Origin of the sequence: Amycolatopsis acidicola (assembly GCF_007713735.2) — a bacterium.
Lineage (GTDB): Bacteria > Actinomycetota > Actinomycetes > Mycobacteriales > Pseudonocardiaceae > Amycolatopsis_E > Amycolatopsis_E acidicola.
Genome location: NZ_VMNW02000036.1, coordinates 19,083 through 45,975 on the forward strand (window position 1 = coordinate 19,083; position 26,893 = coordinate 45,975).

Annotated in this window: 28 protein-coding genes; 14 read left to right on the forward strand and 14 right to left on the reverse strand. The window is 69.5% G+C overall.

Translation table 11 applies throughout. From position 1 onward, the window contains the following. Positions 1 to 59: 59 nt before the first annotated feature. A complete protein-coding gene (locus FPZ12_RS23065; protein WP_243769982.1) occupies positions 60 to 812 on the reverse strand; it encodes a GntR family transcriptional regulator in 753 nt (250 codons plus the stop codon). A gap of 30 nt (positions 813 to 842) precedes the next feature. On the opposite strand from FPZ12_RS23065, the gene FPZ12_RS23070 reads away from it, so the two are divergent. Next, positions 843 to 2,048 (forward strand): APC family permease, encoded by a 1,206-nt coding sequence (locus FPZ12_RS23070; RefSeq protein ID WP_208025961.1) that lies wholly within the window; start codon positions 843 to 845, stop codon positions 2,046 to 2,048. A gap of 49 nt (positions 2,049 to 2,097) precedes the next feature. On the opposite strand, the gene FPZ12_RS23075 is transcribed toward FPZ12_RS23070, so the two are convergent. Both FPZ12_RS23075 and FPZ12_RS23080 read right to left on the reverse strand, forming a co-directional pair. Next, the gene (locus FPZ12_RS23075) at positions 2,098 to 3,201 is read right to left on the reverse strand and encodes an NAD(P)H-dependent flavin oxidoreductase (RefSeq protein ID WP_144747742.1); all 1,104 of its coding nucleotides are present in this window, start codon (positions 3,199 to 3,201) and stop codon (positions 2,098 to 2,100) included. Positions 3,202 to 3,224: 23 nt separating this feature from the next. After that, a complete protein-coding gene (locus tag FPZ12_RS23080; protein ID WP_144747741.1) occupies positions 3,225 to 4,820 on the reverse strand; it encodes an acyl-CoA synthetase in 1,596 nt (531 codons plus the stop codon). Positions 4,821 to 4,876: 56 nt separating this feature from the next. On the opposite strand from FPZ12_RS23080, the gene FPZ12_RS23085 reads away from it, so the two are divergent. The 4 genes from FPZ12_RS23085 to FPZ12_RS23100 are packed head-to-tail and all read left to right on the forward strand — an operon-like array spanning position 4,877 to position 8,834. Then, entirely contained in the window at positions 4,877 to 5,665 is a 789-nt protein-coding gene (locus tag FPZ12_RS23085) for a crotonase/enoyl-CoA hydratase family protein (protein WP_144747740.1), read from the forward strand. Between the two features lie 5 nt (positions 5,666 to 5,670). Next, complete coding sequence (locus FPZ12_RS23090; RefSeq protein WP_144747739.1) at positions 5,671 to 6,645, forward strand: Zn-ribbon domain-containing OB-fold protein; 975 nt, start codon at positions 5,671 to 5,673, stop codon at positions 6,643 to 6,645. An 11-nt stretch (positions 6,646 to 6,656) separates the two neighbouring features. Then, positions 6,657 to 7,673: a thiolase domain-containing protein gene (locus FPZ12_RS23095; RefSeq protein ID WP_144747738.1), complete on the forward strand. Its 1,017-nt coding sequence runs from the start codon at positions 6,657 to 6,659 to the stop codon at positions 7,671 to 7,673. Continuing rightward, entirely contained in the window at positions 7,674 to 8,834 is a 1,161-nt protein-coding gene (locus FPZ12_RS23100) for a thiolase domain-containing protein (RefSeq protein ID WP_144747737.1), read from the forward strand. 159 nt (positions 8,835 to 8,993) lie between these two features. Here FPZ12_RS23100 and FPZ12_RS23105 read toward each other — a convergent pair whose 3' ends face one another. Continuing rightward, positions 8,994 to 10,220, reverse strand: coding sequence for a cytochrome P450 (locus tag FPZ12_RS23105; RefSeq protein WP_144747736.1), 1,227 nt, complete (start codon positions 10,218 to 10,220; stop codon positions 8,994 to 8,996). Between the two features lie 233 nt (positions 10,221 to 10,453). On the opposite strand from FPZ12_RS23105, the gene FPZ12_RS23110 reads away from it, so the two are divergent. Continuing rightward, entirely contained in the window at positions 10,454 to 11,617 is a 1,164-nt protein-coding gene (locus FPZ12_RS23110) for a steroid 3-ketoacyl-CoA thiolase (RefSeq protein ID WP_144747735.1), read from the forward strand. Between the two features lie 59 nt (positions 11,618 to 11,676). Here FPZ12_RS23110 and FPZ12_RS23115 read toward each other — a convergent pair whose 3' ends face one another. Genes FPZ12_RS23115 through FPZ12_RS23125 form a run of 3 tightly spaced genes read right to left on the reverse strand, consistent with a single transcriptional unit; the run spans position 11,677 to position 13,172 of the window. Further along, on the reverse strand, positions 11,677 to 12,150 hold the full coding sequence (locus FPZ12_RS23115; RefSeq protein ID WP_144747734.1) for a pyridoxamine 5'-phosphate oxidase family protein: 474 nt from the start codon (positions 12,148 to 12,150) through the stop codon (positions 11,677 to 11,679). Positions 12,151 to 12,190: 40 nt separating this feature from the next. Further along, positions 12,191 to 12,712, reverse strand: coding sequence for an Ada metal-binding domain-containing protein (locus FPZ12_RS46545; RefSeq protein WP_144747733.1), 522 nt, complete (start codon positions 12,710 to 12,712; stop codon positions 12,191 to 12,193). Between the two features lie 43 nt (positions 12,713 to 12,755). Continuing rightward, positions 12,756 to 13,172 (reverse strand): winged helix-turn-helix transcriptional regulator, encoded by a 417-nt coding sequence (locus tag FPZ12_RS23125; protein WP_144747732.1) that lies wholly within the window; start codon positions 13,170 to 13,172, stop codon positions 12,756 to 12,758. 115 nt (positions 13,173 to 13,287) lie between these two features. Here FPZ12_RS23125 and FPZ12_RS23130 point away from each other — a divergent pair, with 115 nt between their 5' ends. Then, entirely contained in the window at positions 13,288 to 14,127 is an 840-nt protein-coding gene (locus tag FPZ12_RS23130) for an SDR family oxidoreductase (protein ID WP_144747731.1), read from the forward strand. Positions 14,128 to 14,190: 63 nt separating this feature from the next. Here the strand turns inward: FPZ12_RS23130 and FPZ12_RS23135 are convergent, their stop codons facing one another. Next, positions 14,191 to 15,093: an SDR family oxidoreductase gene (locus FPZ12_RS23135; RefSeq protein WP_144747730.1), complete on the reverse strand. Its 903-nt coding sequence runs from the start codon at positions 15,091 to 15,093 to the stop codon at positions 14,191 to 14,193. Then, complete coding sequence (locus FPZ12_RS23140; protein WP_144747729.1) at positions 15,090 to 15,836, reverse strand: SDR family oxidoreductase; 747 nt, start codon at positions 15,834 to 15,836, stop codon at positions 15,090 to 15,092. Before FPZ12_RS23140 ends, FPZ12_RS23135 begins: the two co-directional genes overlap by 4 nt. A gap of 81 nt (positions 15,837 to 15,917) precedes the next feature. Between FPZ12_RS23140 and FPZ12_RS23145 the strand changes: the two genes are divergently transcribed. Genes FPZ12_RS23145 through FPZ12_RS23165 form a run of 5 tightly spaced genes read left to right on the forward strand, consistent with a single transcriptional unit; the run spans position 15,918 to position 20,089 of the window. Beyond that, on the forward strand, positions 15,918 to 16,664 hold the full coding sequence (locus FPZ12_RS23145; protein WP_144747728.1) for an enoyl-CoA hydratase family protein: 747 nt from the start codon (positions 15,918 to 15,920) through the stop codon (positions 16,662 to 16,664). Beyond that, on the forward strand, positions 16,661 to 17,509 hold the full coding sequence (locus FPZ12_RS23150) for a CoA transferase subunit A (RefSeq protein WP_144747727.1): 849 nt from the start codon (positions 16,661 to 16,663) through the stop codon (positions 17,507 to 17,509). Before FPZ12_RS23145 ends, FPZ12_RS23150 begins: the two co-directional genes overlap by 4 nt. Continuing rightward, positions 17,506 to 18,219: a CoA-transferase subunit beta gene (locus tag FPZ12_RS23155; RefSeq protein WP_144747726.1), complete on the forward strand. Its 714-nt coding sequence runs from the start codon at positions 17,506 to 17,508 to the stop codon at positions 18,217 to 18,219. Before FPZ12_RS23150 ends, FPZ12_RS23155 begins: the two co-directional genes overlap by 4 nt. Continuing rightward, the gene (locus FPZ12_RS23160; protein ID WP_144747725.1) at positions 18,219 to 19,259 is read left to right on the forward strand and encodes an NAD(P)H-dependent flavin oxidoreductase; all 1,041 of its coding nucleotides are present in this window, start codon (positions 18,219 to 18,221) and stop codon (positions 19,257 to 19,259) included. Before FPZ12_RS23155 ends, FPZ12_RS23160 begins: the two co-directional genes overlap by 1 nt. A 32-nt stretch (positions 19,260 to 19,291) precedes the next feature. Continuing rightward, positions 19,292 to 20,089, forward strand: a complete 798-nt coding sequence (locus tag FPZ12_RS23165; protein WP_144747724.1) for an alpha/beta fold hydrolase — start codon at positions 19,292 to 19,294, stop codon at positions 20,087 to 20,089. Here the strand turns inward: FPZ12_RS23165 and FPZ12_RS23170 are convergent. The 5 genes from FPZ12_RS23170 to FPZ12_RS23190 all read right to left on the reverse strand — a co-directional run bounded on the left by FPZ12_RS23170 (position 20,070) and on the right by FPZ12_RS23190 (position 24,492). Further along, positions 20,070 to 20,624 (reverse strand): sugar O-acetyltransferase, encoded by a 555-nt coding sequence (locus tag FPZ12_RS23170; protein ID WP_144747723.1) that lies wholly within the window; start codon positions 20,622 to 20,624, stop codon positions 20,070 to 20,072. The two genes, FPZ12_RS23165 and FPZ12_RS23170, sit on opposite strands and share 20 nt — an antisense overlap. Before the next feature lie 157 nt (positions 20,625 to 20,781). Next, complete coding sequence (locus FPZ12_RS23175) at positions 20,782 to 21,942, reverse strand: acetyl-CoA C-acetyltransferase (protein ID WP_144747722.1); 1,161 nt, start codon at positions 21,940 to 21,942, stop codon at positions 20,782 to 20,784. Beyond that, entirely contained in the window at positions 21,935 to 22,552 is a 618-nt protein-coding gene (locus FPZ12_RS23180) for a TetR/AcrR family transcriptional regulator (protein ID WP_144747721.1), read from the reverse strand. The genes FPZ12_RS23175 and FPZ12_RS23180 overlap by 8 nt, the downstream gene beginning before the upstream one ends. Then, entirely contained in the window at positions 22,545 to 23,321 is a 777-nt protein-coding gene (locus FPZ12_RS23185; RefSeq protein WP_144747720.1) for an SDR family oxidoreductase, read from the reverse strand. Before FPZ12_RS23185 ends, FPZ12_RS23180 begins: the two co-directional genes overlap by 8 nt. A 43-nt stretch (positions 23,322 to 23,364) precedes the next feature. Beyond that, the gene (locus FPZ12_RS23190; protein ID WP_144747719.1) at positions 23,365 to 24,492 is read right to left on the reverse strand and encodes an acyl-CoA dehydrogenase family protein; all 1,128 of its coding nucleotides are present in this window, start codon (positions 24,490 to 24,492) and stop codon (positions 23,365 to 23,367) included. Between the two features lie 72 nt (positions 24,493 to 24,564). Here FPZ12_RS23190 and FPZ12_RS23195 point away from each other — a divergent pair, with 72 nt between their 5' ends. Both FPZ12_RS23195 and FPZ12_RS23200 read left to right on the forward strand, forming a co-directional pair. After that, a complete protein-coding gene (locus tag FPZ12_RS23195; RefSeq protein ID WP_144747718.1) occupies positions 24,565 to 26,052 on the forward strand; it encodes a FadD3 family acyl-CoA ligase in 1,488 nt (495 codons plus the stop codon). Next, positions 26,049 to 26,891 carry an enoyl-CoA hydratase gene (locus tag FPZ12_RS23200; RefSeq protein ID WP_144747717.1) on the forward strand — a complete coding sequence of 281 codons (843 nt, stop codon included), beginning with the start codon at positions 26,049 to 26,051 and terminating at the stop codon, positions 26,889 to 26,891. The genes FPZ12_RS23195 and FPZ12_RS23200 overlap by 4 nt, the downstream gene beginning before the upstream one ends. The last annotated feature ends 2 nt before the right edge of the window (positions 26,892 to 26,893 follow it).

Consider the following 26,893-nt stretch of genomic DNA (forward strand, 5'->3'; position numbering starts at 1 on the left):
TGAAGTCCGGCCCAAGGCGAGATGAAAATTGGACTGGATGAGTTATCATTTCGTGACCTTCACAGCCGGGTCGAGAAGCTGAGCCGGTCGCCGCGGAACAGCGAACGCACCCGCTCGAACGGCTTCCCGCCGGGCTCCCAGGAAACCCGGTGCACCAGCAGCATCGGCAACGCCGGGTTCGTGCCGATCAGCAGCGCCTCACGCGGCGTGGCCAGCACTGTCTCCACGCGCTCCTCCGCGCCCTCGAACACCACGCCGAGCTGATCGCGCAGACAGGCGTAGAGCGACTCCTCGGGGTCGAAAACGTCCATCAGCGCGGGAAAACGTGAGCTGACGAGGTACGTCGACTCCAGCCCGATGCGCTCGCCGTCGGCCAGCAGCACCCGCTCCAGATGGATCACGTCCTCCCCCGGGACCAGCTGCAGCTCCCCCGCGAGCCCGGGGTCCGCGGGACGGTGTTCGAGCGTGATGAGCGTGCGGGCCGGCTCGAGCCCCTCCTGCCGCAGGCTCTCGGTGTAGCTGCCGAGCGAAAGGCGTTGCACCAGCTTCGGCGGCGCCACGAAGGTGCCGCTGCCCTGCCTGCGCCGAAGTTTGCCTTCCAGCACCAGCTCGCTGACCGCCTGGCGGATGCTCGCGCGGGAGACGTCGTAACGCTCGGACAGCTCGCGCTCGGTGGGCAACGTGGCGCCTTCGCCGAGTTCACCGATCAGCTCGAGCAGCCGGACTTTCACCGCGTAGTAACGCGGAATGCGGCCGTGCTCCGGGATTCCGGCGCGGACGGGGCCATCGGCCGGGTGAGGATGACTAGGCACGACCAGCGAGCATACGTGAGGATCGGCGGCATGGAACTGCAACGGCGGCTCGGCGCCGGAGACGCGGTAGTGATCGGGCTGGGTTCGATGATCGGCGCGGGCGTGTTCGCGGCCTTCGCACCAGCAGCGCACGCCGCCGGCGCGGGGCTGCTGGTGGGTCTGGTGCTCGCGGCCCTTGTGGCGTACTGCAACGCGACGTCGTCGGCGCGGCTGGCGGCGATCTACCCGGCTTCGGGCGGAACGTACGTGTACGGACGGGAACGGCTCGGCGAATTCTGGGGTTACCTGGCGGGCTGGGGTTTCGTGGTCGGGAAGACGGCGAGCTGCGCCGCCATGGCGCTGACCGTCGCCGCCTACGTGGCGCCGCCGGGATGGCAGCCGGCGGTCGCGGCCGCGGCGGTACTCGCCTTGACAGCGTTGAACTATTTCGGCGTGCAGCGTTCGGCGTGGCTGGCGCGGGTGCTCGTCGCGGTGACGCTGGTGGTGCTCGCGGCCTCGGTGGCGGCGATGTCCGGCCTGCCGCACGCGAGCGGGATTTCCTTTGACGGCAGCGGAATCCTGCAGTCGGCCGGGCTGTTGTTCTTCGCCTTCGCCGGGTACGCGCGAATCGCGACGCTCGGCGAGGAGGTGCGGGACCCCGCTCGCACGATCCCGCGGGCGATCCCGATCGCGCTGGGCATCACGTTCGTCGTCTACGCCGCGGTCGGAATCGCTTTGGTGGTAACGCTCGGACCGGCTCTGGCGTCCACTTCGGACCCGATCGCGCAGGCCGTGCCCGGCTGGCTCGCGCCCGCGGTGCGCGTGGGCGCGGCGCTGGCGGCGCTGGGTTCCTTGCTGGCGTTGATCCTCGGCGTTTCGCGCACGACTTTCGCGATGGCGCGCGACGGCCACCTGCCCCGCGCGCTCTCCGCCGTGCACCCGCGGTTCGGGGTGCCCCACCACGCCGAACTGGGTGTCGGCGTGGTGGTGGCGATCCTCGTGACGACGACCGATCTCCGTGGTGCGATCGGCTTTTCGTCGTTCGCCGTGCTGACTTACTACGCCATCGCGAACGCCTCGGCTTTCACGCTCGGGGCGCGGGTGATCCCCGTGGCGGGGCTGATCGGCTGCGTGGTGCTCGCCTTCAGCCTGCCGCTGCCGTCGGTGATCGCCGGATGCGTCGTGCTCGCGCTGGGCGCCTTGGCTTACTGGCTCAGCGGAATTCCGCGTCGCGGCGCGCGAACGCCGGGGCCGTGATCGGTGACGCGGTGCGTTCGATCCAGGCCTGCCGTCGAGCTCGTGCGCGTCAGCCTCGGGTCTTGTCCAGCCTCGCCAGCGCCTGCTCGTAGCCCTCGACGAGCTCGGTCATGATGTCGGCGACCGGGCGGATCTCCTTGATACGCCCGATGATCTGCCCGGCGGGCATCGAAACCAGCTGTGGGTCGTTGGCCTCGTGCAGCCTGTTGTGGGCGTGCGACACGAGGATGTTCTGCAACGGCATCGGCAGTGGCTTCGGCGCGTCCTCGGCCTCCCACGCCGCGGTCCACTTGGTCTTGAGCAGCCGCGCGGGCTTGCCGGTGTAGATGCGGGTGCGCACCGTGTCCGACGAGGTGGCGTCGACCAGCGCGCTCTGCATCGCGGCCGAGCTGGGCATGGTCTCCAGGTACTCCTGCGTGGCCAGCCACGTCGAACCCATCCACACGCCGGACGCGCCGAGCGCGAGCGCCGCCGCGGCCTGCCTGCCCGAGCCGATCCCGCCCGCGGCGAGCACCGGCGCCTCGACCGCGTCGACGATCTCGGGCAGCAGCACCATCGAACCGATCTCACCGGTGTGGCCACCGGCCTCATGTCCTTGCGCCACAATGAAATCCACGCCGTTGGCGACGTGCCGGGCGGCGTGCTCCGCCTTCCCCGCGAGTGCCGCGACCGGCACCCCGTGCGAATGCGCCTGCTCGATCACGTCCACCGGCGGCGAACCCAGCGCGTTCGCGATCAGCTTGATCGGATGCTTGAGCGCGACCTCCACGTGCGAACGCGCGACCGAGTGCAGCCAGCCGAGCACGCCGGCGCGCTCCTCGACGTTCTGCGGCAGCTCAGGCACACCCAGGTCACGCAGCGTCCGCTCGACGAAAGCCTTGTGCTCCTCGGGAATCAGCTTCTCGATGTCGACCTGGGTGCCCTCGGTGGGGATCTTCGCCGGCATGACGATGTCCACCCCGTAGGGCCTGCCGCCGGTGTTGGCGTCCATCCAGTCCAGCACCGCGTCCAGCTCTTCGGCGTCGTTGAACCGGACACACCCCAGCACACCGAGTCCGCCCGCCTTGCTGATCGCGGCGGCGACGTGTTCGGACGGGGTGAAACCGACGATCGGATACTCGATCCCGAGCGTCTCGCACAACTCGGTGCGCATGTAGTGCCTCCTGCGGCGAAGTTCTAACGGGCGGGCTGGTTTTCTTCGGCGTAGCGCTTCGCCCACGGGTAGTCGGGCTTGCCACTGGGCAGGCGGCCGACCTGGTGCGTGACCCAGATGCTGCGCGGCACCTTGTAGCCGGCGATCTCGGTGCGCACGTGCGCCTCGATCGAGTCGAGATCCGGGGTTTTCCCTTCCCTGGTCTCGATGATCGCGGCCACCCGCTGCCCGAGCCGTTCGTCGGGGACGCCGATGACGAGCGCGTCGAACACGTCCGGATGCGACTTCAGCGCGCCCTCGACCTCTTCGGGGAACACCTTCTCGCCACCGGTGTTGACGCACTGGGAACCGCGGCCCAGCAACGTGACCGTGCCGTCCTCCTCGTAGCGCGCGTAGTCGCCGGGGATGACGTAGCGGACACCGTCGACCTCGATGAAGATCTGCTCCGTCTTGGTCTTGTCCTTGTAGTAGCCCAGCGGCACGTGCCCACGACGGGCGATCCGTCCCGTCGCACCCGGTTTCGGCTCCACCACACGGTTTTCGTCGTCGAGCAGGATCGCGTCCTTGCCGAAGTTCACCCGCGGGCCCGCGGAGTGGTCGGCGTCCTTGCCGACCATGCCCATCCCGGTGAACCCGCTCTCGGTGGAGCCGATCGCGTCGGTCAGCACGATGTTCGGGAACGTCGCGAGGTACTCCTGCTTGACCGAATGCGAGAACAGCGCGGCGTGACTGGACACCGCGACGAGCGAGGACGCGTCGTAGTCACCGGATTTGTAGGCGTCCAGCAGCGGGCGGGCCATCGCGTCGCCGACGATGGTCAGCACGTTCACCTTGTACTCGGCGACCCGCTGCCAGATGTCGTGCGCGTCGAACTGCGGCACGAACACCACCGTGCCGCCGCCGAACAGCGCGCCGAACGCGGCCCACTGCGCGGCGCCGTGGATCAGCGGGGCCGCGGGCAGCCGGGTCATCGCGCCCTGCTTGCCCTGCTCGGCCAGCGTCCATTCGTCGGGGATGTACTCGCCGGTGACGAAGTCGATACCGCCGCCGAGCGCCCGCCAGACGTCCTCGTGCCGCCACACGACGCCCTTCGGGTACCCCGTGGTGCCGCCGGTGTAGAGCATGTAGATGTCGTCGGCGCTTCGTTCACCGAAGTCCCGCTCGGGCGAATTGTCCTCGAGCGCTTCCTCGTAGGCGGCGCCTTCGAACGGGGCTTCGGAGCCGTCCTCGACGACTACAACGTGTTTCAGTTTCGGGGCGTCCGGTAGCACAGCGGCGACTTTGTCCGCGTACTGCCGTTCGTGCACCAGCGCCACCAGATCGGCGTTGGTGAACAGGTACCGGAGCTCGCCCTCGACGTACCGGTAGTTGACGTTGATCGCGATGGCGCGGAGCTTGAACGCCGCGAACATCGTCTCGATCATCTCTATGGAGTTTCGCGAGTAAACACCGATGTGATCGCCCTTGCCGATGCCCTGCGCCGCGAGGTGGTGGGCGAGCCGGTTGGCACGCTCCTCCAGCTGGGCGTAGGTGACCTGGCGGCCGCCGCAGACGACCGCGGTCCGATCCGGCACGGCGTCGACGGCGTGCTCGAGGAGATCCGCGATGTTGTAAGCCACTCAGTCAAAGTAGAACATGTTATTGTTTTGAGCAATGGCCCCGGTGGAGGTAGTCGATGGCTGAGCCACACGCTCTGGTGGAACAACGCGGGCACACGCTCGTGGTGACGATGAACCGCCCGGAAGCGCGCAACGCGATCTCGGGCGAAATGATGGAGATCATGGTCGGCGCCTGGAACCGCGTCGACGAAGATCCGGAGATCCGGTCCTGCGTGCTGACCGGCGCCGGCGGCGCGTTCTGCGCGGGCGCGGACCTCAAGTCCATGTCGCGCCACTCGCCCGCCGACTCCTACCGGGAGGGCACGTTCGACCCCGGCAAGATCGAAGGGCTGCTCAAGGGCAGGCGGCTCACCAAACCGCTCATCGCCGCCGTCGAGGGCGCGGCGATCGCGGGCGGCACGGAGATCCTGCAGGGCACGGACATCCGGGTGGCCGGGGAGAGCGCGAAGTTCGGCGTTTCCGAAGCACGCTGGGGCCTGTTCCCGATGGGCGGCTCGGCGGTCCGGCTGCCGCGCCAGATCCCGTACACGGTCGCGGCGGAGATCCTGTTGACCGGTAAGCACATCACGGCCGCGGAGGCCAAGGAGTACGGGCTGATCGGCCAGGTCGTCCCGGACGGCACGGCACTCGAGCGCGCGCTGGAGATCGCCGAGAAGATCGCCGCCAACGGCCCGCTCGCGGTGCAGGCGATCCTGCGCACGATCCGCGACACCGAAGGGATGCACGAGGAGGAGGCGTTCAAGCTGGAGGCCCAGTACGGGCTGAAGGTCTTCCAGTCCCAGGACGCGCGCGAGGGACCGAAGGCGTTCGCGGAGAAGCGCAAGCCGCGGTTCGAAGGGAAGTAGCACGAATGACCACAACACCGCTGTCCGCGCCACTCGACGTCGGTTTCGACTACACCCGCTCGCTGGGGCAGGTGCTCGGGCGGTTCGTCAACGGCCTGCGTGAGCGCCGGATCGAGGGCATCCGAGGTTCGGACGGCCGGGTGCACGTGCCCCCGGTCGAGTACGACCCGGTGACCGCGGCGCCACTGACCGAGTTCGTCCCGGTCGGCGAGGAAGGGACCGTGCTGTCCTGGTCGTGGCAGCCGAGCCCGCTGGACTCGCAGCCCCTCACGCGCCCCTTCGCGTGGGCGCTCGTCAAGCTCGACGGCGCGGACACCCCGATGCTGCACGCGGTCGACGCCGGTTCCCCTGACAAGATCCACACCGGCCTGCGGGTCCGCGTGCGCTGGGCCGACGAGCTCGTCGGGCACATCCGCGACATCGCGTACTTCGTCCCCGTCGGCGCGGAGGACGGCGAGGCTCCCCCGCCGCCCCCGGTCGCCAAACGCGAGGAGGGCGCGCCGGTCTCGATCATGATGACCCCGGTGCACCTGCACTACCAGCATTCGGCGTCACCGGAAGAAAGCCGCTACCTGCAAGGGCTCGCCGAGGGCAGGCTCATCGGCCAGCGCTGCCCGGCGTGCGAGAAGGTCTACATCCCGCCGCGCGGCTCGTGCCCGACCGACGGCGTGCCGACCTCCGAAGAGGTGGAGCTGCCCGACACCGGCATCGTCACCACGTTCTGCATCGTGAACGTGCCGTTCCTCGGCCAGCGCATCAAGCCCCCGTACGTGGCGGCCTACATCCTGCTCGACGGCGCGGACATCCCGTTCCTGCATCTGGTGCTCGGCTGTGAAGCCTCCGAGGTGCGAATGGGGATGCGCGTGCGCGCCGCGTGGAAACCGCGCGAGGAGTGGTGGACGAGCCTGGAGAACATCAGCCACTTCGAACCGACCGGCGAGGAAGACGCGCCGTACGAGTCGTTCGCCCACCATCTGTGAGAGGTGTAGTCATGCCAGAAGTCGCAGTGGTCGGCTTCGCGGAGGCGCCGCACGTCCGGCGCACGCAGGGAACCACCAACGGCGTGGAGATGCTGGTCCCGATCTTCTCCGACGTCTACCGCCAGACCGGGTTGACCAAACAGGACATCGGGTTCTGGTGCTCGGGCTCGTCGGACTACCTCGCGGGGCGCGCGTTCTCGTTCATCTCCGCGATCGACGCCATCGGCGCCTTCCCGCCCATCCACGAGTCGCACGTCGAAATGGACGCCGCCTGGGCGTTGTACGAAGCGTGGCTCAAGATCCGGATGGGCGAGGTGGACACCGCGCTGGTCTACGGGTTCGGGAAGTCCTCGGCCGGCCAGCTGCGCCGGGTGCTGGCGCTGCAGCTCGACCCTTACACGGTCGCGCCGCTGTGGCCGGATTCGATCAGCATCGCCGGACTGCAGGCCAGGATGGGCCTGGAAGCCGGGCTGTGGAGCGAAAAGGACCTGGCGGAGGTGGCCGCGCGCAGCCGCGGCGTCGACATCGCCGGCCTGCTGGACGCCCCGTACGTCGCGGATCCGTTGCGGGAGCACGACATCGCCCCGATCACCGACGGCGCGGCCGTGATCGTGCTCGCGTCGGCGGAGAAGGCGAAGGACCTCGTGGAGCGGCCGGCGCTGATCAGCGGCATCGAGCACCGGGTGGACACCCCGGTGCTGGGCGCCCGCGACCTCACGCGCTCGCCGTCCACCGAGGCGGCGGGCAAGGCGCTCGGAGTGTCCGATGTGGAGGTTGCCGAGCTGCACGCCCCGTTCACGCACCAGGAGCTCATCGTGCGCACCGCGCTCGGGCTCGGTGACGGCGTGCGGATCAACCCCTCGGGCGGGGCGCTGGCCGGGAACCCGATGTTCGCGGCCGGGCTCGCGCGGATCGGCCGGGCGGCGGAGGAGATCTTCACCGGGCGCGCCGGGAAGACGCTCGCACACGCGACCAGCGGGCCGGCACTGCAGCAGAACCTCGTCGCGGTGATGGAAGGACTCGAGTAGATGGGCAAGCAACTGGCCGCGGTGCTGGGTACCGGGCAGACCCACCACCGCGCGAAGCGGACCGACGTCTCGATGCCGGGCCTGCTGCGCGAGGCGATCGACCGGGCCATGGCGGACGCGAACGTCGACTGGCCGGACATCGACGCGGTCGTGATCGGCAAGGCGCCGGACCTGTTCGAGGGCGTCATGATGCCCGAGCTGTTCCTGGCGGACTCGATCGGCGCGACCGGGAAACCGTTGCTGCGCGTGCACACCGCGGGTTCGGTGGGCGGTTCGACGGCGCTGGTCGCCACCTCGCTCGTGCAGTCCGGCGTGCACCGGCGGGTGCTCACCGTGGCGTTCGAGAAGCAGTCCGAGTCGAACGCGATGTGGGCGCTGTCGATCATGCCGCCGTTCACGATGCCGGTCGGCGCGGGCGCGGGCGGGTACTTCGCGCCGCACGTGCGCTCCTACATCCGCCGCTCCGGGGCGCCCGAGCACATCGGGTCGATCGTCGCGGCGAAGGACCGGCGCAACGGGGCGCTTAACCCGTTCGCCCACCTGCACCAGCCGGACATCACGGTGGAGTCGGTGCAGGCGTCGCAGATGCTGTGGGACCCGATCCGCTACGACGAGACCTGCCCGTCCTCGGACGGCGCCTGCGCGATGGTGATCGGCGACGAGGCCGCCGGGGACGCGGTCGCCGGTGGCGCGGGGTGGATCCGCGCGACGGCGATGCGCACCGAGCCGACCACCTTCGCCGGCCGGGACCAGGTGAACCCGCAGGCGGGCCGTGACGCGGCCGCCGCGCTGTGGGCCGAGGCCGGCATCAAGGACCCGCTGTCCGAAGTGGACACCGCGGAGATCTACGTGCCGTTCTCCTGGTTCGAGCCGATGTGGCTGGAGAACCTCGGCTTCATGCCCGAGGGCGAGGGCTGGAAGCTCACCGAGTCCGGGGACACGGCGATCGGCGGCAGGCTGCCGGTGAACCCGTCTGGCGGCGTGTTGTCGTCGAATCCCATTGGCGCGTCGGGGATGCTGCGGTTCTCCGAAGCCGCGAAGCAGGTGATGGGCCGCGCCGGGGACTACCAGGTCGACGGCGCCCGCACCGCGCTCGGCCACGCCTACGGCGGCGGTTCGCAGTACTTCTCGATGTGGCTGGTGGACAGCCAGAAGCCCTGATGCGGTAAGGAAAACCGGCCGTCCCCGACTCGGGGGCGGCCGGTTTTTCGTTGCCACGCGGGGAGGTTGGACGCGGGCCGACCCTGGGCACGACTGTGGGGCGGCGCCCGGCGGCACCGCCCCACAATCTCCCTGTCCGGCCTAAATCTCCTATCCGGCCTAGGAGTAGGCGACCTGGTAGTGCTTGATGCCGTTGAGCCAGCCCGAACGCAGCCGCTCCGGCGGAGCGAGTTCACGGATGTTCGGCATCTCGTCGGCGATGGCGTTGAAGATCAGGTCGATCTCCAGCCGCGCCAGGTTCGCGCCGATGCAGTAGTGCGAGCCGGTGCCGCCGAAGCCCACGTGCGGGTTGTCGGCGCGCAGCACGTCGAACTTCTCCGGGTGGTCGAACACCTCGGGGTCGAAGTTCGCCGAGCTGTAGAACATGCCGACCCGGTCGCCGCGTTTGATGTGCTGCCCGCCGAGCTCGGTGTCGGCCGTCGCGGTGCGCTGGAACGCGACCACCGGGGTGGCCCAGCGGACGATCTCGTCGGCCGCGGTCTTGGGCCGCTGCTGCTTGTACAGCTCCCACTGGTCCGGGTGGTCGAGGAACGCCTTCATCCCGTGCGTGATCGCGTTGCGCGTGGTTTCGTTGCCCGCCACGGAAAGCAGGATGACGAAGAACCCGAACTCCTCGGAGTTCAGCGACTCGCCGTCGACGTCCGCGTGCACGAGCTTGGTGACGATGTCGTCCATCGGGCAGTTACGGCGCTGTTCCGCCATGTTCCAGGCGTAGCCGACCAACTCCGCCGACGCCGCGATCGGCTCGACCTGGTACTCCGGGTCGTCGTAGCCGATCATCTGGTTCGACCAGTCGAAGATCTTGCCGCGGTCCTCCTGCGGGATCCCGATCAGCTCGGCGATCGCCTGCAGCGGCAGCTCGCAGGCGACGTCCTGGACGAAGTCGCCGGAGCCGTTCTTCTTGGCCTCGTGCACGATCCGCGCGGCGCGGTCGCGCAGGGTGTCCTCCAGCTTCGCGATCGCCCTCGGCGTGAACCCCTTCGACACGATCCGGCGCAGCTTGGTGTGCTGCGGGGCGTCCATGTTCAGCAGGACAAGCCGGTTGGCGTTCAGGCCCTCTTCGGTCATCGTCTCGTCGAACCGGATGATCGCCAGCTTCTCCTGCGAGGAGAACAGCTCACTGTCGCGGGACACCGTCTTGACGTCCTCGAGCCGGGTCACGACCCAGTAGCCGTCATCGCCGAAACCGGCCAGATTGTGCCGCTGCTCGTTCCACCAGACCGGAGCGGTACGGCGGAGCTCGGCGAACTCTTCCAGCGGCAACCGCTGGGCGTACAGATCAGGGTCCGTGAAGTCGAAACCGGCGGGGATCATGGGTGTTGCCACGGCTACCTCCCGGGATGCCACAACGTCGTGGAACACGTTCTATGGCCGATTGAAGCATACGGCGTTAACTTAGGAAAGAGCTTGAGTGATACCCGTTTACTTTTTCCGACAAGATCTTGAAACTCCAGGTAGAGGAGCCGACCGCGAAAGGTAGCCAAATAGCGGTTGACCTGCGTCACAGTCGTCCAATACTGTAACTTGTTCTAGTTTTCACCCGGACAAAGGAGCGCAACGTGGGCGAAGCAGTCATCGTCGAGGCCGTCCGGACCCCGATCGGCAAACGGCGCGGCGTGCTGTCCGGCCTGCATGCCGCCGAGTTGCTCGGGGCCGCGCAGTCGGCACTGCTGGAGCGGGCCGGGATCGACCCGGCGCTCGTCGAGCAGGTGATCGGCGGCTGCGTCACGCAGGCAGGCGAGCAGTCGAGCAACGTCACCCGCACCGCGTGGTTGCACGCGGGCCTGCCCGAGACGGCAGGCTCCACCTCGATCGACGCCCAGTGCGGCTCGGCGCAGCAGGCCGCGCACCTGATCGCGGGCCTCATCGCCACCGAGGCCATCGACGTCGGCGTCGCGTGTGGGGTCGAGGCGATGAGCCGGATCCCGCTCGGCGCGAACCGTGGCGTGGACGCGGGGCTGCCCAAGCCGGACTCATGGTCGATCGACATGCCCAACCAGTACGGCGCGGCCGAGCGGATCGCCGCCCGGCGCGGGCTCACCCGCGAGGACATCGACCGGTTCGGCGTCGCGTCACAGGCCAAGGCCGCGCAGGCCTGGGCCGAGGGCAGGTTCGACCGCGAGGTCGTCCCGGTCAAGGCACCCGTGCTCGACGAGCAGGGCGCACCGACCGGCGAGACCCGGCTGGTCAACCGCGACCAGGGCCTGCGCGACACCACCCTCGAAGGACTGGGCAAGCTCAAGCCCGTCATCGAGGACGGCGTGCACACCGCGGGCACGTCCTCACAGATCTCCGACGGGGCCTCCGCCGTCCTCATCATGGACGCCGGCAAGGCACGCGCGCTGGGCCTCAAGCCTCGCGCGCGGCTTCGCTCCCAGGCCCTCATCGGCGCCGAGCCGTACTACCACCTCGACGGGCCCGTGCAGGCGACCGAGCGCGTGCTGAGCCGGAGCGGGATGAAGATCGGCGACCTCGACCTGTTCGAGGTGAACGAAGCCTTCGCCTCCGTCGTGCTGTCGTGGCAGCAGGTGCACCAGCCCGACCCGGACAAGGTGAACGTGAACGGTGGGGCCATCGCGCTCGGCCATCCGGTCGGCAGCACGGGCGCCCGGTTGCTCACCACGGCACTGCACGAACTGGAACGGCGGGACGCGAACACGGCACTGGTCACGATGTGCGCCGGCGGGGCCATGTCGACCGCGACGATCCTGGAGCGGATCTGACGCACCGCCACCGAGCACGATGGGCGCGCGCCGCTCCCCGGAGCGTTTTCAGTTGTGGGTCAGCGTTCGATACGCACCACCGGCCCGTTTTCGGGGCGCTCGAACCTGATCAGGCGCCCATCGGCTCGCCAGGACTCGGCCACCAGCGTGGTGCCCTCCACGCTGGTCAGCACCGCCTCGCGGAGCTCGAGCCGGAACAGGTTGCAGGGCGAGGAATCTCCTTGCACGGCTTCGATCTCCGCCTGGTCGGTGACCTCCACCGCCACGCCGGAGATCTTCGCGTCCCCGGCAGGGCCAGGATGGGCGTGCAGCGCGAACCGCCCGTCCCGCAAGAGATCCCGGGCCTTGCGCGCGTCGAGCATCGACCCGGCCATCAGCTCGGCGCCCGCGTAGTCGACCTCGATCCCGCTGACGCGCGGCGAACCGTCCCGGCGGAGCGTCGCCAGGACATGGGTCGCGTGCGCCTCGAACCGGGCCCGGACCTCGCGAGCGAGATCCGGCGCCTGGGTGCTGAACTCCTGCCAATTCGCCACGAACGCAGTCTGGCACGAGGCACCGACAATTCCGGCCGTCTCAGCGGATCCAGTAGGTCAGTTCCGGGCTCCATCCGTTGGCGCGCAAGCGAAAAACAAGTTTCGCCCAGCCGGCCGGCTCGGCCGCGATCACCCACGCGTCCGGCGAACCCGCCATGAGCCGCTGGCCGAACCGGAGCCAGGACGCGGCCGACTCGGGCCAGTCCACAATGGACGCGATCAGCCCGCCGCCCGCCTCCGACTCGCGCACGAACTTTGCCGCAGCGGCGCGAGAGGGCTCGTCGCGGCTATGCCCGACCGCGACGAGCGAAGCCCCGGACAGGACCTTCCACCGCCGGTAGCGCTCGGGCAGGCACACCGAGCACGGGCGATATCCGGCGCGCACGGCCGTTTCCTCGTCGGCGAAGAAGACACGATCCCGCACGTAGCCGCCCCGAGCGAGGGCGCGTAACGCGGACGGACAGTCCAACCTGCCGTAGAGCCGCGCCCGCCGGTGCCCGCCGAACACCCCGGGGAGCACGCTGGACCAGGGGCGGCCGTCGGCATCGAGCAAGGTGTACATCCCTTGCAGTACACCAGTTCCCGACGCCCGGATCCGGCGGGAATCAGCCGGCGCGGCCGGATTTCGCCTCGTCGTAGCGGGCACGGGCGGCGTGCACCCCGGGCAGCCCGGCCTCGACGAACTCGATGAGGTCGCGCAGTTTGACGGCGACCGCCTCGCCGGCGGACGTCAGGCTGTACTCCACCCGCGGCGGGATGGTCGGCTGCGCCTCGCGGTGCACGAACCCGTCCCGCTCCAGGGCCTGCAACGTCTGCGCCAGCATCTTCTCGCTGACGCCGTCGACCTTGCGGCGCAGCGCGTTGAACCGGAACGGCCCCTCGTGCAACGCGGCGAGCGCCAGCGTGCCCCACCGGCCGGTGATGTGTTCGAGCACGCCGCGTGATTCACAGGCGCGCGCGAATACATCGGCCACGAGCCGGGCATGTTCGACGTCGGATTCGTCGGATGCACAGCTGGTCATACCTGCCAAGATACCGGCTCGGGCGGAAAACCCCCTGTGACGGCACTTACTTCTGGTTGGCACTTTCTACAAGTTAGTACAAACTTTCGGTGCGTCACACAGTGAGGAGTGCAGGATGATCGTCGTCACCGGCGCGACCGGGCAGCTCGGCCGCCACGTCATCGAAGGACTGAAGGCCCAGGTCCCCGCGGAGCGGATCGTCGCCGCGGTGCGCAGTCCGGAGAAGGCCGCCGACCTTGGCGTCACCGTCCGGAAGGCGGACTACAACGACCCGGCGTCGCTGGACGCGGCGTTCGCAGGCGCCGAGAAGGTGCTGCTGATCTCCGGCAACGAGGTCGGCCGGCGCGTGCCGCAGCACAAGGCCGTCGTCGACGCCGCGAAACGGGCCGGCGTAAGCCTTCTCGCCTACACCAGCGCGCCGAAGGCCGACACCTCCCCGCTCATCCTGGCGCCCGAACACAAGGCGACCGAGGAGCTGATCCGGGACTCCGGTCTGCCGTACACGATTCTGCGCAATGGCTGGTACAACGAGAACTACGAGCAGACGATCAAGCAGGCCGCGGAGACCGGCGGCTTCGTCGGCAGCTCCGGCCAGGGCAAGGTGGCCAGCGCGACGCGCGCCGACTACGCGGCGGCCGCGGTCGCCGTGCTCACCGGCGAAGGCCACGAAAACAAGATCTACGAGCTGTCCGGTGACACGGCGTGGACCAGCGAGGACCTGGCCGCCGAAATCGCGAAGGCAACCGGCAAGCCGGTCACGTACACCGACCTGACGCCGGAGCAACACAAGGCAGCGCTGCTGCACGCCGGGCTGCCGGAGGGGACGGCGGAGTTCGTCGTCGCGCTGGACGGCAACCGCAAGGACGGCCTCCTCGCGTTGGTGACCGGCGAGCTGCGGGAGCTCATCGGCCGCCCGACCACGCCGATCTCGGAAACCGTCGCCGCGCTGGTGTGACTTGCCGGCCCGGCCGCTCGTGCGCGTGAGCGGCCGGGCCGGCCGGTTCTCGGGCCCGGCCGGTCAGCTCGCGCCGTAGACCGGCTCCGGCTCGGGCGATTCCGCGATCAGCCGCTCCACCACCGGGCCGAGCTCGCCCGGCTCCCACCGGGCGCCCTTGTCCGCTACCGGCCCGTGCCGCCAGGCCTGGGCGAGCGAGACGCGGCCACCGTCCACTTCGAACACCCGCCCGGAGACGCTCCCGGACGCCTCGCTGCCGAGCCACACCACCAGCGGCGACACGTTTTCCGGTGCCATCGCGTCGAAACCGTCCTCCGGCGCCGCCATGTCGAAGGTGTTCTCGGTCATCCTGGTGCGCGCGGACGGGGCGATCGCGTTCACCGTGATCCCGTACCGGGCGAACTCCGCCGCCGCGATCACGGTGAGCCCGGCGATCCCCGCCTTGGCCGCCGAGTAATTGCCCTGGCCGATACTGCCCAGCAGCCCGGCACCGGAACTCGTGTTGATCACACGCGCGGCCGGGGTGCGCCCGGCCTTCGCCTCGGCGCGCCAGTGCGCGGCGGCGTGCCGCATCGGCGCGAAGTGACCCTTCAGGTGCACGCGGATGACCGCGTCCCACTCGTCCTCGCCGAGGTTGACCAGCATCCGGTCGCGCAGGAAACCCGCGTTGTTGACCAGTACGTCCATCCTGCCGAACCGGTCGAGCGCGGTCGCCACGAGGTTTTCGGCTCCGGCCCAGTCCGCGACGTCGTCGGTGTTCGCGACCGCTTTTCCGCCCAGCGCCTCGATTTCCTCGACCACCTGCTGAGCGGGCCCGGTCGAGTTGCCGCTGCCGTCGAGCCCGACGCCGATGTCGTTCACCACCACATGGGCGCCTTCGCGCGCGAAGGCGAGCGCGTGCGCGCGGCCGAGCCCCCGCCCCGCACCGGTGACGATCACGACGCGGCCGTCGACGATTCCGCTCACTTGTCCTCCTTCGCATACATCACGGGGGGCAGTTCGCCGCCGCCGTGCACCTGCAACGTCGCCCCGCTGACGTAGGAAGCCAGCGGTGAAGCCAGGAAGGCGACGCAAGCGCCGACCTCGTCCGGCTCGGCCAACCGTCCTAACGGGACGGTCCGGGCGACCACCGCATCGTCCGGGTAGTGCGCCGCCGCCAGTTCGGTACGCACCATGCCGAGCGTCAGCGCGTTGACGCGGACCTTCGGGGCCCACTCCACGGCGAGCGTGGCCGTGAGATTGTCCAGCCCCGCCTTCGCCGCCCCGTACGAAGCCGTGCCCGGCGACGGGCGGGTCGCGCTGATACTGCTGATGTTGACGATCGAGCCGCCCTTTTCCTGCTGCTGCATCACCGAATTCGCCTCGCGCGCCAGGTTCAGCGGGGCCAGCAGATTCAGGCTCACGATCTTCTCGTGCAACCGCGGGGAGGACGACGCCACCTCCGCGTACGGCGCTCCGCCGGCGTTGTTGACCAGGATGTCGAGCGCGCCGAAGCGCTCGACTATGCGCGCCACCAACTGCCCGACCTGCTCCGGATCCCGGACGTCGCAGGGCAGGAAGTCCGCCTCCGACTCTTCCGGCTCCGTGCGGCCGCACGTGACGACTTCCGCACCCGCGCTCAGCAACGTACGGGTGATACCGGCGCCGACACCGCGCGTACCACCGGTGACGAGAGCGACGGAACCTTCGAGCCGTAGGTCCAGGCTCACCGGCGAACCTCCTAGCACTATGCGCCCGGCGGACGCCCTGTTAACCTACCAAGCAAGTGCTAGGTTTGGAAGAAGGCGCCGATGCCCATCAGCACCAACCGTCCGGAGCCCGGCATCGCCGTGGTCACCGTGGACGCTCCCCCGGTCAACGCGCTGACCGTGCGCGGCTGGTTCGAACTGGCCGACCAGATCACCGCGGCGGGCCGAGATCCGTCGACGCACGTCGTCGTCCTGCGCGCCGAAGGCCGCGGCTTCAACGCCGGCGTGGACATCAAGGAGATGCAGCGCGAAGAAGGCTTCGACGCGCTCATCGGGGCGAACCACGGCTGTGCCGCCGCGTTCTCCGCCGTCTACGACTGCGCCGTGCCGGTCATCGCCGCGGTGCACGGATTCTGTCTCGGCGGCGGGATCGGACTCGTCGGCAACGCGGATGTCGTTGTGGCGTCCGAAGACGCGTCGTTCGGTCTGCCCGAAGTGGACCGTGGCGCGCTCGGCGCGGCGACGCATCTGGCCCGGCTCGTCCCGCAGCATCTGATGCGCGCGCTGTACTACACGGCGAGCACGATCGACGCGCATCAGTTGCACCACCACGGTTCCGTGTACGCCGTGGTGCCGCGCGACGGGCTCGACGAGAAGGCGCTGGAGGTCGCGCGGCAGATCGCGGCGAAGGACACCCGCGTGATCCGGGCGGCGAAGCAGGCCATCAACGGAATCGACGTGCAGCCCGTGCACCGCAGCTACCGCTACGAGCAGGGCTTCACCTTCGAACTCAACCTCGCCGGGGTCTCCGACCAGGCGAGGCAGGCATTCGTGGACAAGGGAGCGTGATGGACAAACGCATGACGGCCGACGAGGTCGTCGCGCAACTGCGGGACGGGATGACACTCGGCATCGGCGGCTGGGGTTCACGCCGCAAGCCGATGGCGCTGGTCCGCGCGATCCTGCGGTCGAATCTCAAGGACCTCACCGTGGTCTCCTACGGCGGCCCGGACGTCGGGCTGCTCGCGTCGGCCGGCAAGATCCGGCGGCTGGTGTTCGGGTTCGTCACCCTGGACACCGTGCCGTTCGACCCGTGGTTCAACCGCGTGCGCGAGTCCGGCGAGATCGAGGTGACCGAGTACGACGAAGGCGTGTTCGGCACCGGGCTTTCCGCTGCGGCGCAACGGCTTCCGTTCCTGCCGACGCGGGCGGGCCTCGGCTCCGACGTGCTGCGGTTCAACCCTGAGCTGCGCACCGTGCAGTCGCCCTACACCGACGAGGAACTGCTCGCCGTGCCCGCGCTGCGGCTGGACGCGTCGATCGTGCACCTCAACCGCGCGGACGCCCGCGGCAACGCGCAGTACCTCGGTCCGGACCCGTACTTCGACGAGCTGTTCGCGCTCGCCGCGGACAAGTGTTACGTGTCAACGGAAAAGATCGTGGACACCGCCGAACTCGCCGCCGGCGGCCCGGTGCAGAGCCTGCTGCTCAGCCGGGCGCAGGTGGACGGGGTCGTGGAAACCCCGCACGGAGCCCATTTCACCACCGCCGCCCCGGACTACGGGCGCGACGAAGCCTTCCAGCGGCATTACGCGGCGGCCGCGAAGGACCTCGACCAGTGGCCGGGGTTCGTCGACCGGTTCCTCTCCGGCGACGAGGCGAGCTACCAGGCCGCGGTTGCGGAGTTCGCATGAGTGACGTGACGAGGGCCGAAGTGGCCGTGGTGGCCTGCGCCGAACTGTTCCGCGGCGACGGCGAGATCCTGGTGAGCCCGATGGGGCTGGTCCCTTCGCTGGGCGCGCGGCTGGCGCGGGCGACGTTCGAGCCCGACCTGCTGCTCACCGACGGTGAGGCGTACCTGATGTCCGACGGGGTCGTCGAGGGCTGGCAGCCGTTCCGCAAGGTGCTCGACACCGTGGTACCGCACGGAAAACGGCACGTCGTGATGGGCGCGAACCAGGTCGACCGGCACGGCAACCAGAACATCTCCTGCATCGGTGACCACGAGAAGCCGAAGAAGCAGCTGCTCGGCATGCGCGGCAGCCCCGGCAACACGATCAACCACCGCACCAGCTACTGGGTGCCGCGGCACAGCCGCCGGGTGTTCGTGAACGAGGTCGACGTGGTGGCGGGCGTCGGGTTCGAACGGGCTCGCCAGGCGGGCGCCGAGCGCTTCCACGACCTGCACCGGGTGGTGACGAATCTCGGTGTGCTGGCGTTGCGGCCGGGCAAGATCCAGCTGCTGTCCGTGCATCCCGGGGTGTCGGTGGACGAGGTCGTGGAGAACACCACCTTCGAGCTGGACACCTCCGAGGTCACCGAGAGCCGGCTGCCGACGCCCGAGGAACTGCACCTGATCCGCACCGTGATCGACCCCAAGGGCACCCGGGACAAGGAGTTCTGATGCGCACCGCGCTGACCGAACTGACCGGGGTCACCCATCCCGTCGTGCAGACCGGGATGGGCTGGGTCGCCGGGCCGCGGCTGGTTTCGGCGGTCGCCGAAGCCGGCGGGCTCGGCATCCTGGCCTCGGCCACGATGACCTACGACGAGCTGGAGACCGCGGTCAAGGAGACCCGGTCCCGCACCGAGAAGCCGTTCGGCGTCAACCTGCGTGCGGACGCCGAAGACGCCGAGCGCCGGGTCGATCTGCTGATCCGGGAGGGCGTAAAGGTCGCGTCCTTCGCGCTGGCCCCGCGCAAGGAGATGATCGCGCGGCTCAAGGACGCGGGCGCCGTGGTGATCCCGTCGATCGGCGCGGCACGGCACGCCGAGAAGGTCGCCGGCTGGGGCGCGGACGCGGTGATCGTGCAAGGCGGCGAAGGCGGCGGGCACACCGGCGGGGTGGCCACCACGTTGCTGCTCCCGTCAGTGCTCGACGCCGTCGACATCCCCGTGATCGCGGCGGGCGGTTTCTTCGACGGCCGCGGGCTCGCGGCGGCGCTGGCCTACGGCGCGGCGGGAATCGCGATGGGCACCCGGTTCCTGCTCACCCGGGAAAGCACGGTGCCGGACGCGGTGAAGGAGGCCTACCTCGGCCGCGGCCTCAACGACACGGTGGTGACCAGGAAGGTCGACGGCATGCCGCACCGCGTGCTGCGCACGGAACTGGTCGACGGGCTGGAGAAGTCGGGTTCGCTGACCGGGCTGGTGCGTGCCGCGCGCAACGCGCAGCGGTTCCGGAAGATCACCGGGCTGTCGTGGCGGTCGATGCTGCGCGAGGGCCTGGCAATGAAGAACGAACGGACGTGGTCGCAGGTGATCATGGCCGCGAACACCCCGATGCTGTTGCGCGCGGGGCTCGTCGCGGGCGACACCAAGGCGGGCGTGCTGGCATCGGGCCAGGTCGTGGGCATGCTGGACGATCTGCCCAGCGTCGCGGAGCTGATCGAGGGAATCGTGGCCGACGCAACGGACATCTGCGGTCGGCTGGGCACGCTGTAGTGCCGGGGCCACGCTGTGCTTGACTTCCCGCCATGAGTTCAGCTTGCCCGGTCGAGGACGGCGAACTGCACGTCCAGCGTCTCGGCGACGGCCCGCCGTTGCTGTTCATCGCCGGCGGGATCGGCAACGGCGACAGCTACCGCGGCCTCGCGAAGAGACTCGCGGAGTCCTACACCGTGCTGTCCTACGACCGGCGCGCGCATTTCCGGAGCAAGGACAGCACCGAGGGCCCGATCACCGTCGAACGGCACGCGGACGACGCCCGCGCGGTGATCGGATTCTCCGGCTACGGCAAGGCACTCGTGTTCGGCAGCAGCGCGGGCGCGCAGATCGGGCTCGCGCTCGCCACCCGCCATCCCGACACGGTGGGCGGGCTGGTGGCGCACGAACCGCCCGCGGTTCGGCTGCTCCCGGACGCCGACGAGTGGCTCGAGTTCGCCGCGGAACAGGTGGCGCGCACCGAAGCCGGGGACATCATGGCGGCGTTCAAAGGCTTCCTGGGCTCGATCGCGGGCGCCGGGCTGCCGGAGGAGCTGAAGACGATCCGGCTGCCCCAGGAAGCCGAATGGCGGACGCTGTTCACCCGGGAGCTGCTCGGGTTCTACGACTACTTGCCCGCTGTCGGGGCGCTGCGGCGTTCGCGGGTGCCGATCGTGCTGGCGGGCGGCGAAGGCAGCCGCGGCTACTACCACTACCGGCCGGCGCGGACGCTCGCGCTCGCGCTCGGGCTGCCGTTCGTGGAGATGCCGGGCGCGCACCTCGCCCCACAGCGCAACCCCGCCGCTTTCGCCGACGCGCTGGGCGAAATCCTCACCGACCTAGTCGTCTGATCACCCGGCAAGGGTTGCCGGCCGCGAACACCCCGGCGGGCAGATCGCGGGTGACGACACTGCCCGCGCCGACGACGGTGTTGTCACCGACCGTCACGCCGGGGCAGACGATGACGCCGCCGCCGAACCACACGTTGTCGCCGATGGTGATCGGCGCGGCGGTTTCCCAGCGCTGTCGCCGCAGCTCGTGGTCGTCCATCGGGTGCAGGGCGGTGAGCAGCTGGGCGCGCGGGCCGATGGAGACGTCGTCACCGATGGTGATGCGCGCGCAGTCCAGGAGGATGGCGTCGTAGTTCAGGAAGCTGTTGGAGCCGAGCTCGATCAGGTAGCCGTAATCGCACTGGAACCTCGGCATGATCCAGGATCCTTCGCCGAGGCGGCCGAGCAGCTTGCGCAGCACCGGTCCCCGCTGTTCAGCCGGACAGGCGTTGAACTCGTCGCACAACCCCTGCGCCCGCGCGCGCTCCGCGACGAGTTCGGGATCGTTGTCACGGTAGAGCTCGCCCCGCAGCATGCGTTCCTTGTCCGCTCCCATCGCCGCAGACTAGCGGTACGCTGAAGGGTGACGGTCGGCGTCATCCTCCCCAGTTTCACGCCGATCGTGCTCCGGCGCACAACTCCCCCTCGGGCGCCGGGGCGAACGGCCCCCGGGCCGCGCCTCCTCCCCCAGTACGGCGCCGCCCGGGGGCCCCTCAAGTCCTTTGTAGACTCTCGATGATCGTGACGTTGGCGGTGCCACCGCCTTCGCACATGGTCTGCAGCCCGTACCGGCCGCCGCGGCGTTCCAGCTCGTGCAGCAGGGTGGCCAGCAGTTTGGTGCCGGTGGCGCCGATCGGGTGGCCGAGCGCGATCCCGCCGCCGTTCACGTTGACCCGCTCCGGGTCGGCGCCGGTCTCGTCCAGCCAGGCCAGCACCACGCTCGCGAAAGCCTCGTTCACCTCGAACAGGTCGATATCCCGCACGCCGAGGCCGGTCTTGCGCAGGGCGTGCGCGGTCGCGGGGATCGGCCCGGTCAGCATCCACACCGGGTCGGCGGCACGCACGGACACGTGGTGGATCCGCGCGCGCGGCGTGATGCCGTGCTCCCGGACGAAATCCCCGGAAGCGACCAGCGCGGCGCTGGCGCCGTCGGAGATCTGGCTCGACACCGCGGCGGTCAGCCTGCCGCCATCGGAAAGCGGTTTCAGGCCGGCCATCTTCTCCAGGCTGGTGTCCCGCCGCGGCCCCTCGTCGTGGCGGAACCCGTCGACGGGCACGATTTCGGCGTCGAACCGGCCCGCCTCGATGGCCGCGATCGCGCGCTGATGGCTGCGGTAGGCGAACTCCTCCATCGCCTCGCGGGAGAGGTTCCAGTGCTCGGCGATCATCTCCGCGCTGCGGAACTGGGAAACCTCGGTGGAGCCGTAGCGTTCCTGCCAGCCCTTGGAACCGGAGAACGGGTCCTCGAAGCCGTATTCGCGCCCCGCCAGCATCGCCGCGCTGATCGGGATCTGGCTCATGTTCTGCACGCCGCCCGCCAGCACCAGGTCCATCGTGCCGGACAGCACGGCCTGCGCCGCGAACGTCACGGCCTGTTGCGAGGAGCCGCATTGGCGGTCGATCGTCACCCCCGGCACGTGGTCGGGGAAACCGGAGGCGAGCCAGGCCGTGCGCGCGATGTTGCCGGCCTGCGAGCCGAGCGTGTCGGTGCAGCCGAAGATCACGTCGTCGACGAGACCGGGGTCGATTCCGTTGCGCCGCACGGCTTCCTTGATCACGTGCGCGCCGAGGTCGGCCGAGTGCATGGCCGACAGCGCGCCACCGCGGCGGCCGATCGGGGTGCGGAGTGCGTCGAGCAGGTAGGCCTCAGCCATCTGTTCTCCTCTTCGCGGGACGGCGCCGGGTGGCGATCCCGTCCAGCACGATCGTCAGGTACTGCTGGGCGATTTCCTCCACCGGCAGCGAACCCTTCGGGTTGTACCAGTGCACCGCGAACCACACCGTGTCCCGGATGAACCGGAACACCACCTCGACGTCGAGGTCGGGGCGGAAGGCGCCGTCGGCGATGCCTTCGGTGAGCAGGTCGGTCCAGAGCCGGTGGAACTCGGTGTTGCGGGTTTCGATGTAGGCGAAGCGCTCCAGTTTGGTCAGGTGCTTCGCCTCGTTCTGGTAGATCGCGACCGCGGCCTGCTGCGAGTCGATCGCCTCGAAGGACGCGGTCACGATGGCCTCGAGGGTCTTGCGCGGCCCGAGGCCCAGCTCGACTATCTCGGCGTAACGCCCGAAGAGGCTGTCGAGGAAGCCGCGGAGGATCTCGTCGGCCATCGACTCCTTGGAGTCGAAGTGGTGGTACAGGCTCCCCGAAAGGATGCCCGCGGCGTCGGCGATGTCGCGCACCGTCGTCGACCTGTAGCCGTGCTCGGCGAAGAGCTCGGCGGCCAGGTCCAGCAGTTCGGCACGGCGGCCGGAGTTCTGGTCAGGCATGCTGGCTGCTCACGGAAATCACCTCACCGGTCAGGTACGACGCGTAGTCGCTGGCGAGGAATACCATCACATTCGCCACCTCCCACGGCTGCGCCGCCCTCCCGGAGACTTCGCGCTCGGTCAGCTCCGCGAGCAGTTCCTCGGTGGTGACCTTGGCCAGGAACGGGTGCATCGCGAGGCTCGGCGCGACCGCGTTCACCCGGATCCCGTGCTCCGCGACGTCGACGGCGGCGGAACGCGTCAGCGCCATCACCCCGGCCTTGGCGGCGGCGTAGTGGGCTTGCTCGGCCTGCGCGCGCCAGCCGATGACGGAGGCGTTGTTGACGATCGCGCCGCCGTCGCCCTGTGCGATGAAGGCGCGCAAAGCGGCCCGGGTGGCGCGGAAGGTGCCGTTGAGGGTCACGTCCAGTACCCGCGTCCACTCCTCGTCCGTCATGTCCACAATGGACTTGCTGCCGCCGAGGCCCGCGTTGTTGATGAGCACGTCGACCCGGCCGAAATGCGCGGTGGTGCCGTCGATGAGCGCCTGCACCTGCTCCTCGTCGGTGACGTCGCACGGGATCGCGTGCACCGCGCCGAGGCCCTTGAGCTCGTCGAGTTTCTCGCCCAGCCGGCGCTCGTGCCAGTCGCTGAGCACCACCTTCGCGCCCTCTTCGAGACTGCGCTGCGCGACGGCGGAACCGATGCCGGTGCCTGCCGCCGCGGTGACCACGACGACCTTGTCGCGCAACAGGTTCGCGCCTTCGGGGTACTTCGGGACGGGAATCATGGGCGCACCTTCCGGCTCCGCACGTCGTTCGGGTGGTCGGGGTTCACGGCCGTGCCTCGCGAGGCAGCCCGAGCACCCGCTCGGCGATGATGTTGCGCTGGATCTCGTTGGAGCCGCCGTAGATGGTGTCCGCGCGGCTGAACAGGTAGAGGCGCCGCCAGGCGTCCTCCTCGACCATCGACGCCGCGCCCCGCACCATCATGGCGAGCTCGCCGAGCTCGCGATGCCAGTTCGCCCAGACCAGTTTGGACACTTCGGCGACGCCGGGCGCCTGCGAGCCGAGCGTGCGCACCGCGTGGGCGCGCATGACCTCCAGCCCCATCCAGGACCGCGCGATCCGCTCCGCGATGATCGGATCCTTGGCCGCGCCGTTCTCCTCGGCGAGCTTGGTCAACGCCACGAGCTCACGCCGGAACCCGACCTGCTGGCCGAGTGTCGCGACCCCGCGTTCGAAGGCGAGCGTGCCCATCGCGACCCGCCAGCCCTCCCCGGGCTTCCCGACGACGAGCGCCTCGTCGGTGCGGGCCTCGTCGAAGAAGACCTCGTTGAACTCGCTGGTGCCGGTGAGCTGCCGGATCGGCCGTACCTCGACCCCGGGCTGGCGCAGCGGCACGAGCAGGTAGGACAGGCCATGGTGCCGTTTCGACCCCGGCTCGGTGCGGGCCAGCACGAAGCACCAGTCCGCGACGTGCGCGAGCGAGGTCCAGATCTTCTGGCCGCGGATGACCCATTCGCCGTTTTCCAGCCGGGCGCTGGTGGAGACGGCGGCGAGGTCGGAACCCGCGCCGGGCTCGGAATAGCCCTGGCACCACAGCTCGTCCACGGACACGATCTTCGGCAGGAATCGCTTTTGCTGTTCGGGAGTGCCGAACGCGATCAGCGTCGGGCCGAGCAGCTCCTGGCCGAGGTGGCTGACCTTGGCCGGCGCCTCGGCCCGCGCGTACTCCTCGTGGAAGATGACTTGTTCTTCCAAGGAAGCGCCGGCGCCACCGTGTTCCTCGGGCCAGCCGAGGCAGTTCCAGCCAGCGCGGGCGAGATGCTGCTCCCACGCGACGCGCTCCTCGAACGCCTCGTCCTCACGGCCAGGCCCGCCAAGACCACGCAGGCCCGCGAACTCCCCGGCGAGGTTCTCCTCCAGCCAGGTCCGCACCCGATCCCGGAACTCCGACACCGCACCTCCTCTGTTCAAAACGAGGCCTCCTGCGTAGGCTACCCTACCAAGCACTTGCTAGGGAGCAGCGTCATGGAAACCATCCCGGCCGCGGTCGTCCGGGCGGCGGAACGGTTCGGCGATCGTGAAGCGGTGGTCGACGGTCCGGTGCGCCTGACCTACGCGGAACTGTACGAGCGGATCCGCCGGTGCGCGGGACTCTTCCTGGAGGAAGGGATCCGGCCCGGCGACCGGATCGCGATCTGTTCTCCCAACACGTATCACTGGGTGATCGCGGCGTTGGGCGCCTTGCACGCGGGCGCGGTGCTGGTGCCGATCAGCACCCGGTTCACCGGCCCGGAAATGCGGGACATCGTCGAGCGCACGGACGCGCGTGCGCTCGTGTTCGCGGGACCGTTCCTCGGCGTCGACCGGTTCGAGCAGCTCGTCGAAGCCGGCACCAGGATCCCGCCCACGGTGCTCCGGATACCCGTGGACGGTGAAGTCGACTGGAACGGCGACACCAGCGGCGTCGACGCGCGCGCGGCCGCCGTGAGCCCGGAAGACGTCAGCGACATCCTGTTCACCTCCGGCACCACCGGCCGCAGCAAGGGCGCGATGACCGCGCACCGGCAGGCGCTCGGCGTCGCGCGCGGCTGGGCCGAGCGGGGCGGGCTGTCGGCCGACGACCGGTACCTCGTGGTCAACCCGTTCTTCCACAGTTTCGGTTACAAGGCAGGGATTCTCGTCGCGGTCAGCCGGGGGGCGACGATGATCCCGCAGGCCACCTTCGACGTGGAGCAGGCGCTGCGGATCATCGAGCAGGAGCGGGTCACCGTCCTGCCCGGCGCGCCGACGATTTACCAGATGCTGTTGAACTCGCCGCTGCGCGCGAACCACGACCTGTCCAGCCTCCGCCTCGCCGTGACCGGTGCGGCCACGGTGCCGGTCGCTTTGGTCGAGCGGATGCAGTCGGAGCTCAGCTTCGACACCGTGCTCACCGCTTACGGGCTCACCGAAGCGGTGGTCGCCACGATGTGCGTCGCCGACGACGACGCGAAGACCGTCGCGCACACCTGCGGCCGCGCCGCCGACGGCATCGACGTGCGCACGGACCCGGAAACGAACGAGATCCTGTTGCGCGGCCCGAACGTGATGCTCGGGTATCTCGACGACCCCGAGGCCACCGCCAAGGCCATCGACCCGGACGGCTGGCTGCACACCGGCGATGTCGGCCACCTGGACGAGCGGGGCTACCTCACGATCACCGACCGGATCAAGGACATGTACATCTGCGGCGGGTTCAACGTGTACCCCGCCGAGGTGGAACAGGCGCTGGCCCGGCTGGCCGGGGTGAGCGAGTCCGCCGTGATCGGAGTCCCGGACGCGCGCCTCGGCGAAGTGGGCAAGGCCTTCGTCGTCCCGGTGCAGGGACAGCAACTGTCCACTGAGGACGTCATCATGTACTGCAAGCAGAACCTGGCGAACTACAAGGTGCCGCGTCAGGTGGAGTTCCGCGAGCAGCTGCCGCGGAACGCCTCCGGCAAGGTGCTGAAACGAGTCCTGAGGGAGGCCCCATGAGCGACGTCGTCCGTTACGAGCGGCGCGGCCCGGTCGCGCTGGTGACGATGAACCGGCCCGAATACCGCAACGCCCAGAACTCGGCGATGACCTACGCGCTGGACGAGGCGTTCACCCGCGCGGTCGACGACGCCGAGGTCAAGGTCATCGTGCTGGCCGGCGCGGGCAAGCATTTCTCGGCAGGGCACGACATCGGCACCCCCGGCCGCGATGTGGACAAGTCGTTCGAGAACAAGGCCGTGCTGTGGTGGGACCACGTCGACAAGGAGGGTGGCGACCAGCGCTTCGCCCGCGAGTCCGAGGTCTACCTCGGCATGTGCCGCCGCTGGCGGGAAATCCCGAAGCCCACCATCGCCAGCGTCCAGGGCGCCTGCATCGCGGGCGCGCTGATGCTCGCCTGGGTCTGCGACATGATCGTCGCCTCCGACGACGCCTTCTTCGCCGATCCCGTGGTGCGCATGGGAATTCCCGGCGTGGAGTACTTCGCGCACCCGTGGGTGCTCGGGCCCCGCGCCGCGAAGGAGGTGCTCTTCACCGGCGAGCGATTCAGCGCGCAGCAGGCCAAGGAGTGGGGCATGCTCAACCGCATCGTGCCCCGCGCCGACCTCGAGACCGAAACCCTCGCGCTGGCCGAGAAGATCGCCGAAATGCCCCGGTTCGGCCTGGCGTTGACGAAGAAGGCCGTCAACCAGGCCGAGGACCTCATGGGCATGCGCTCCGGCATGGACTCTGCGTTCGGCCTGCACCACCTGGCCCACGCCCACAACGCCGAAGTCGGCGGCGACTCGCTCGCCGGCCAGAACGCACGCTCGATGCGCGACGCGAACAAGGCCTCGTGACC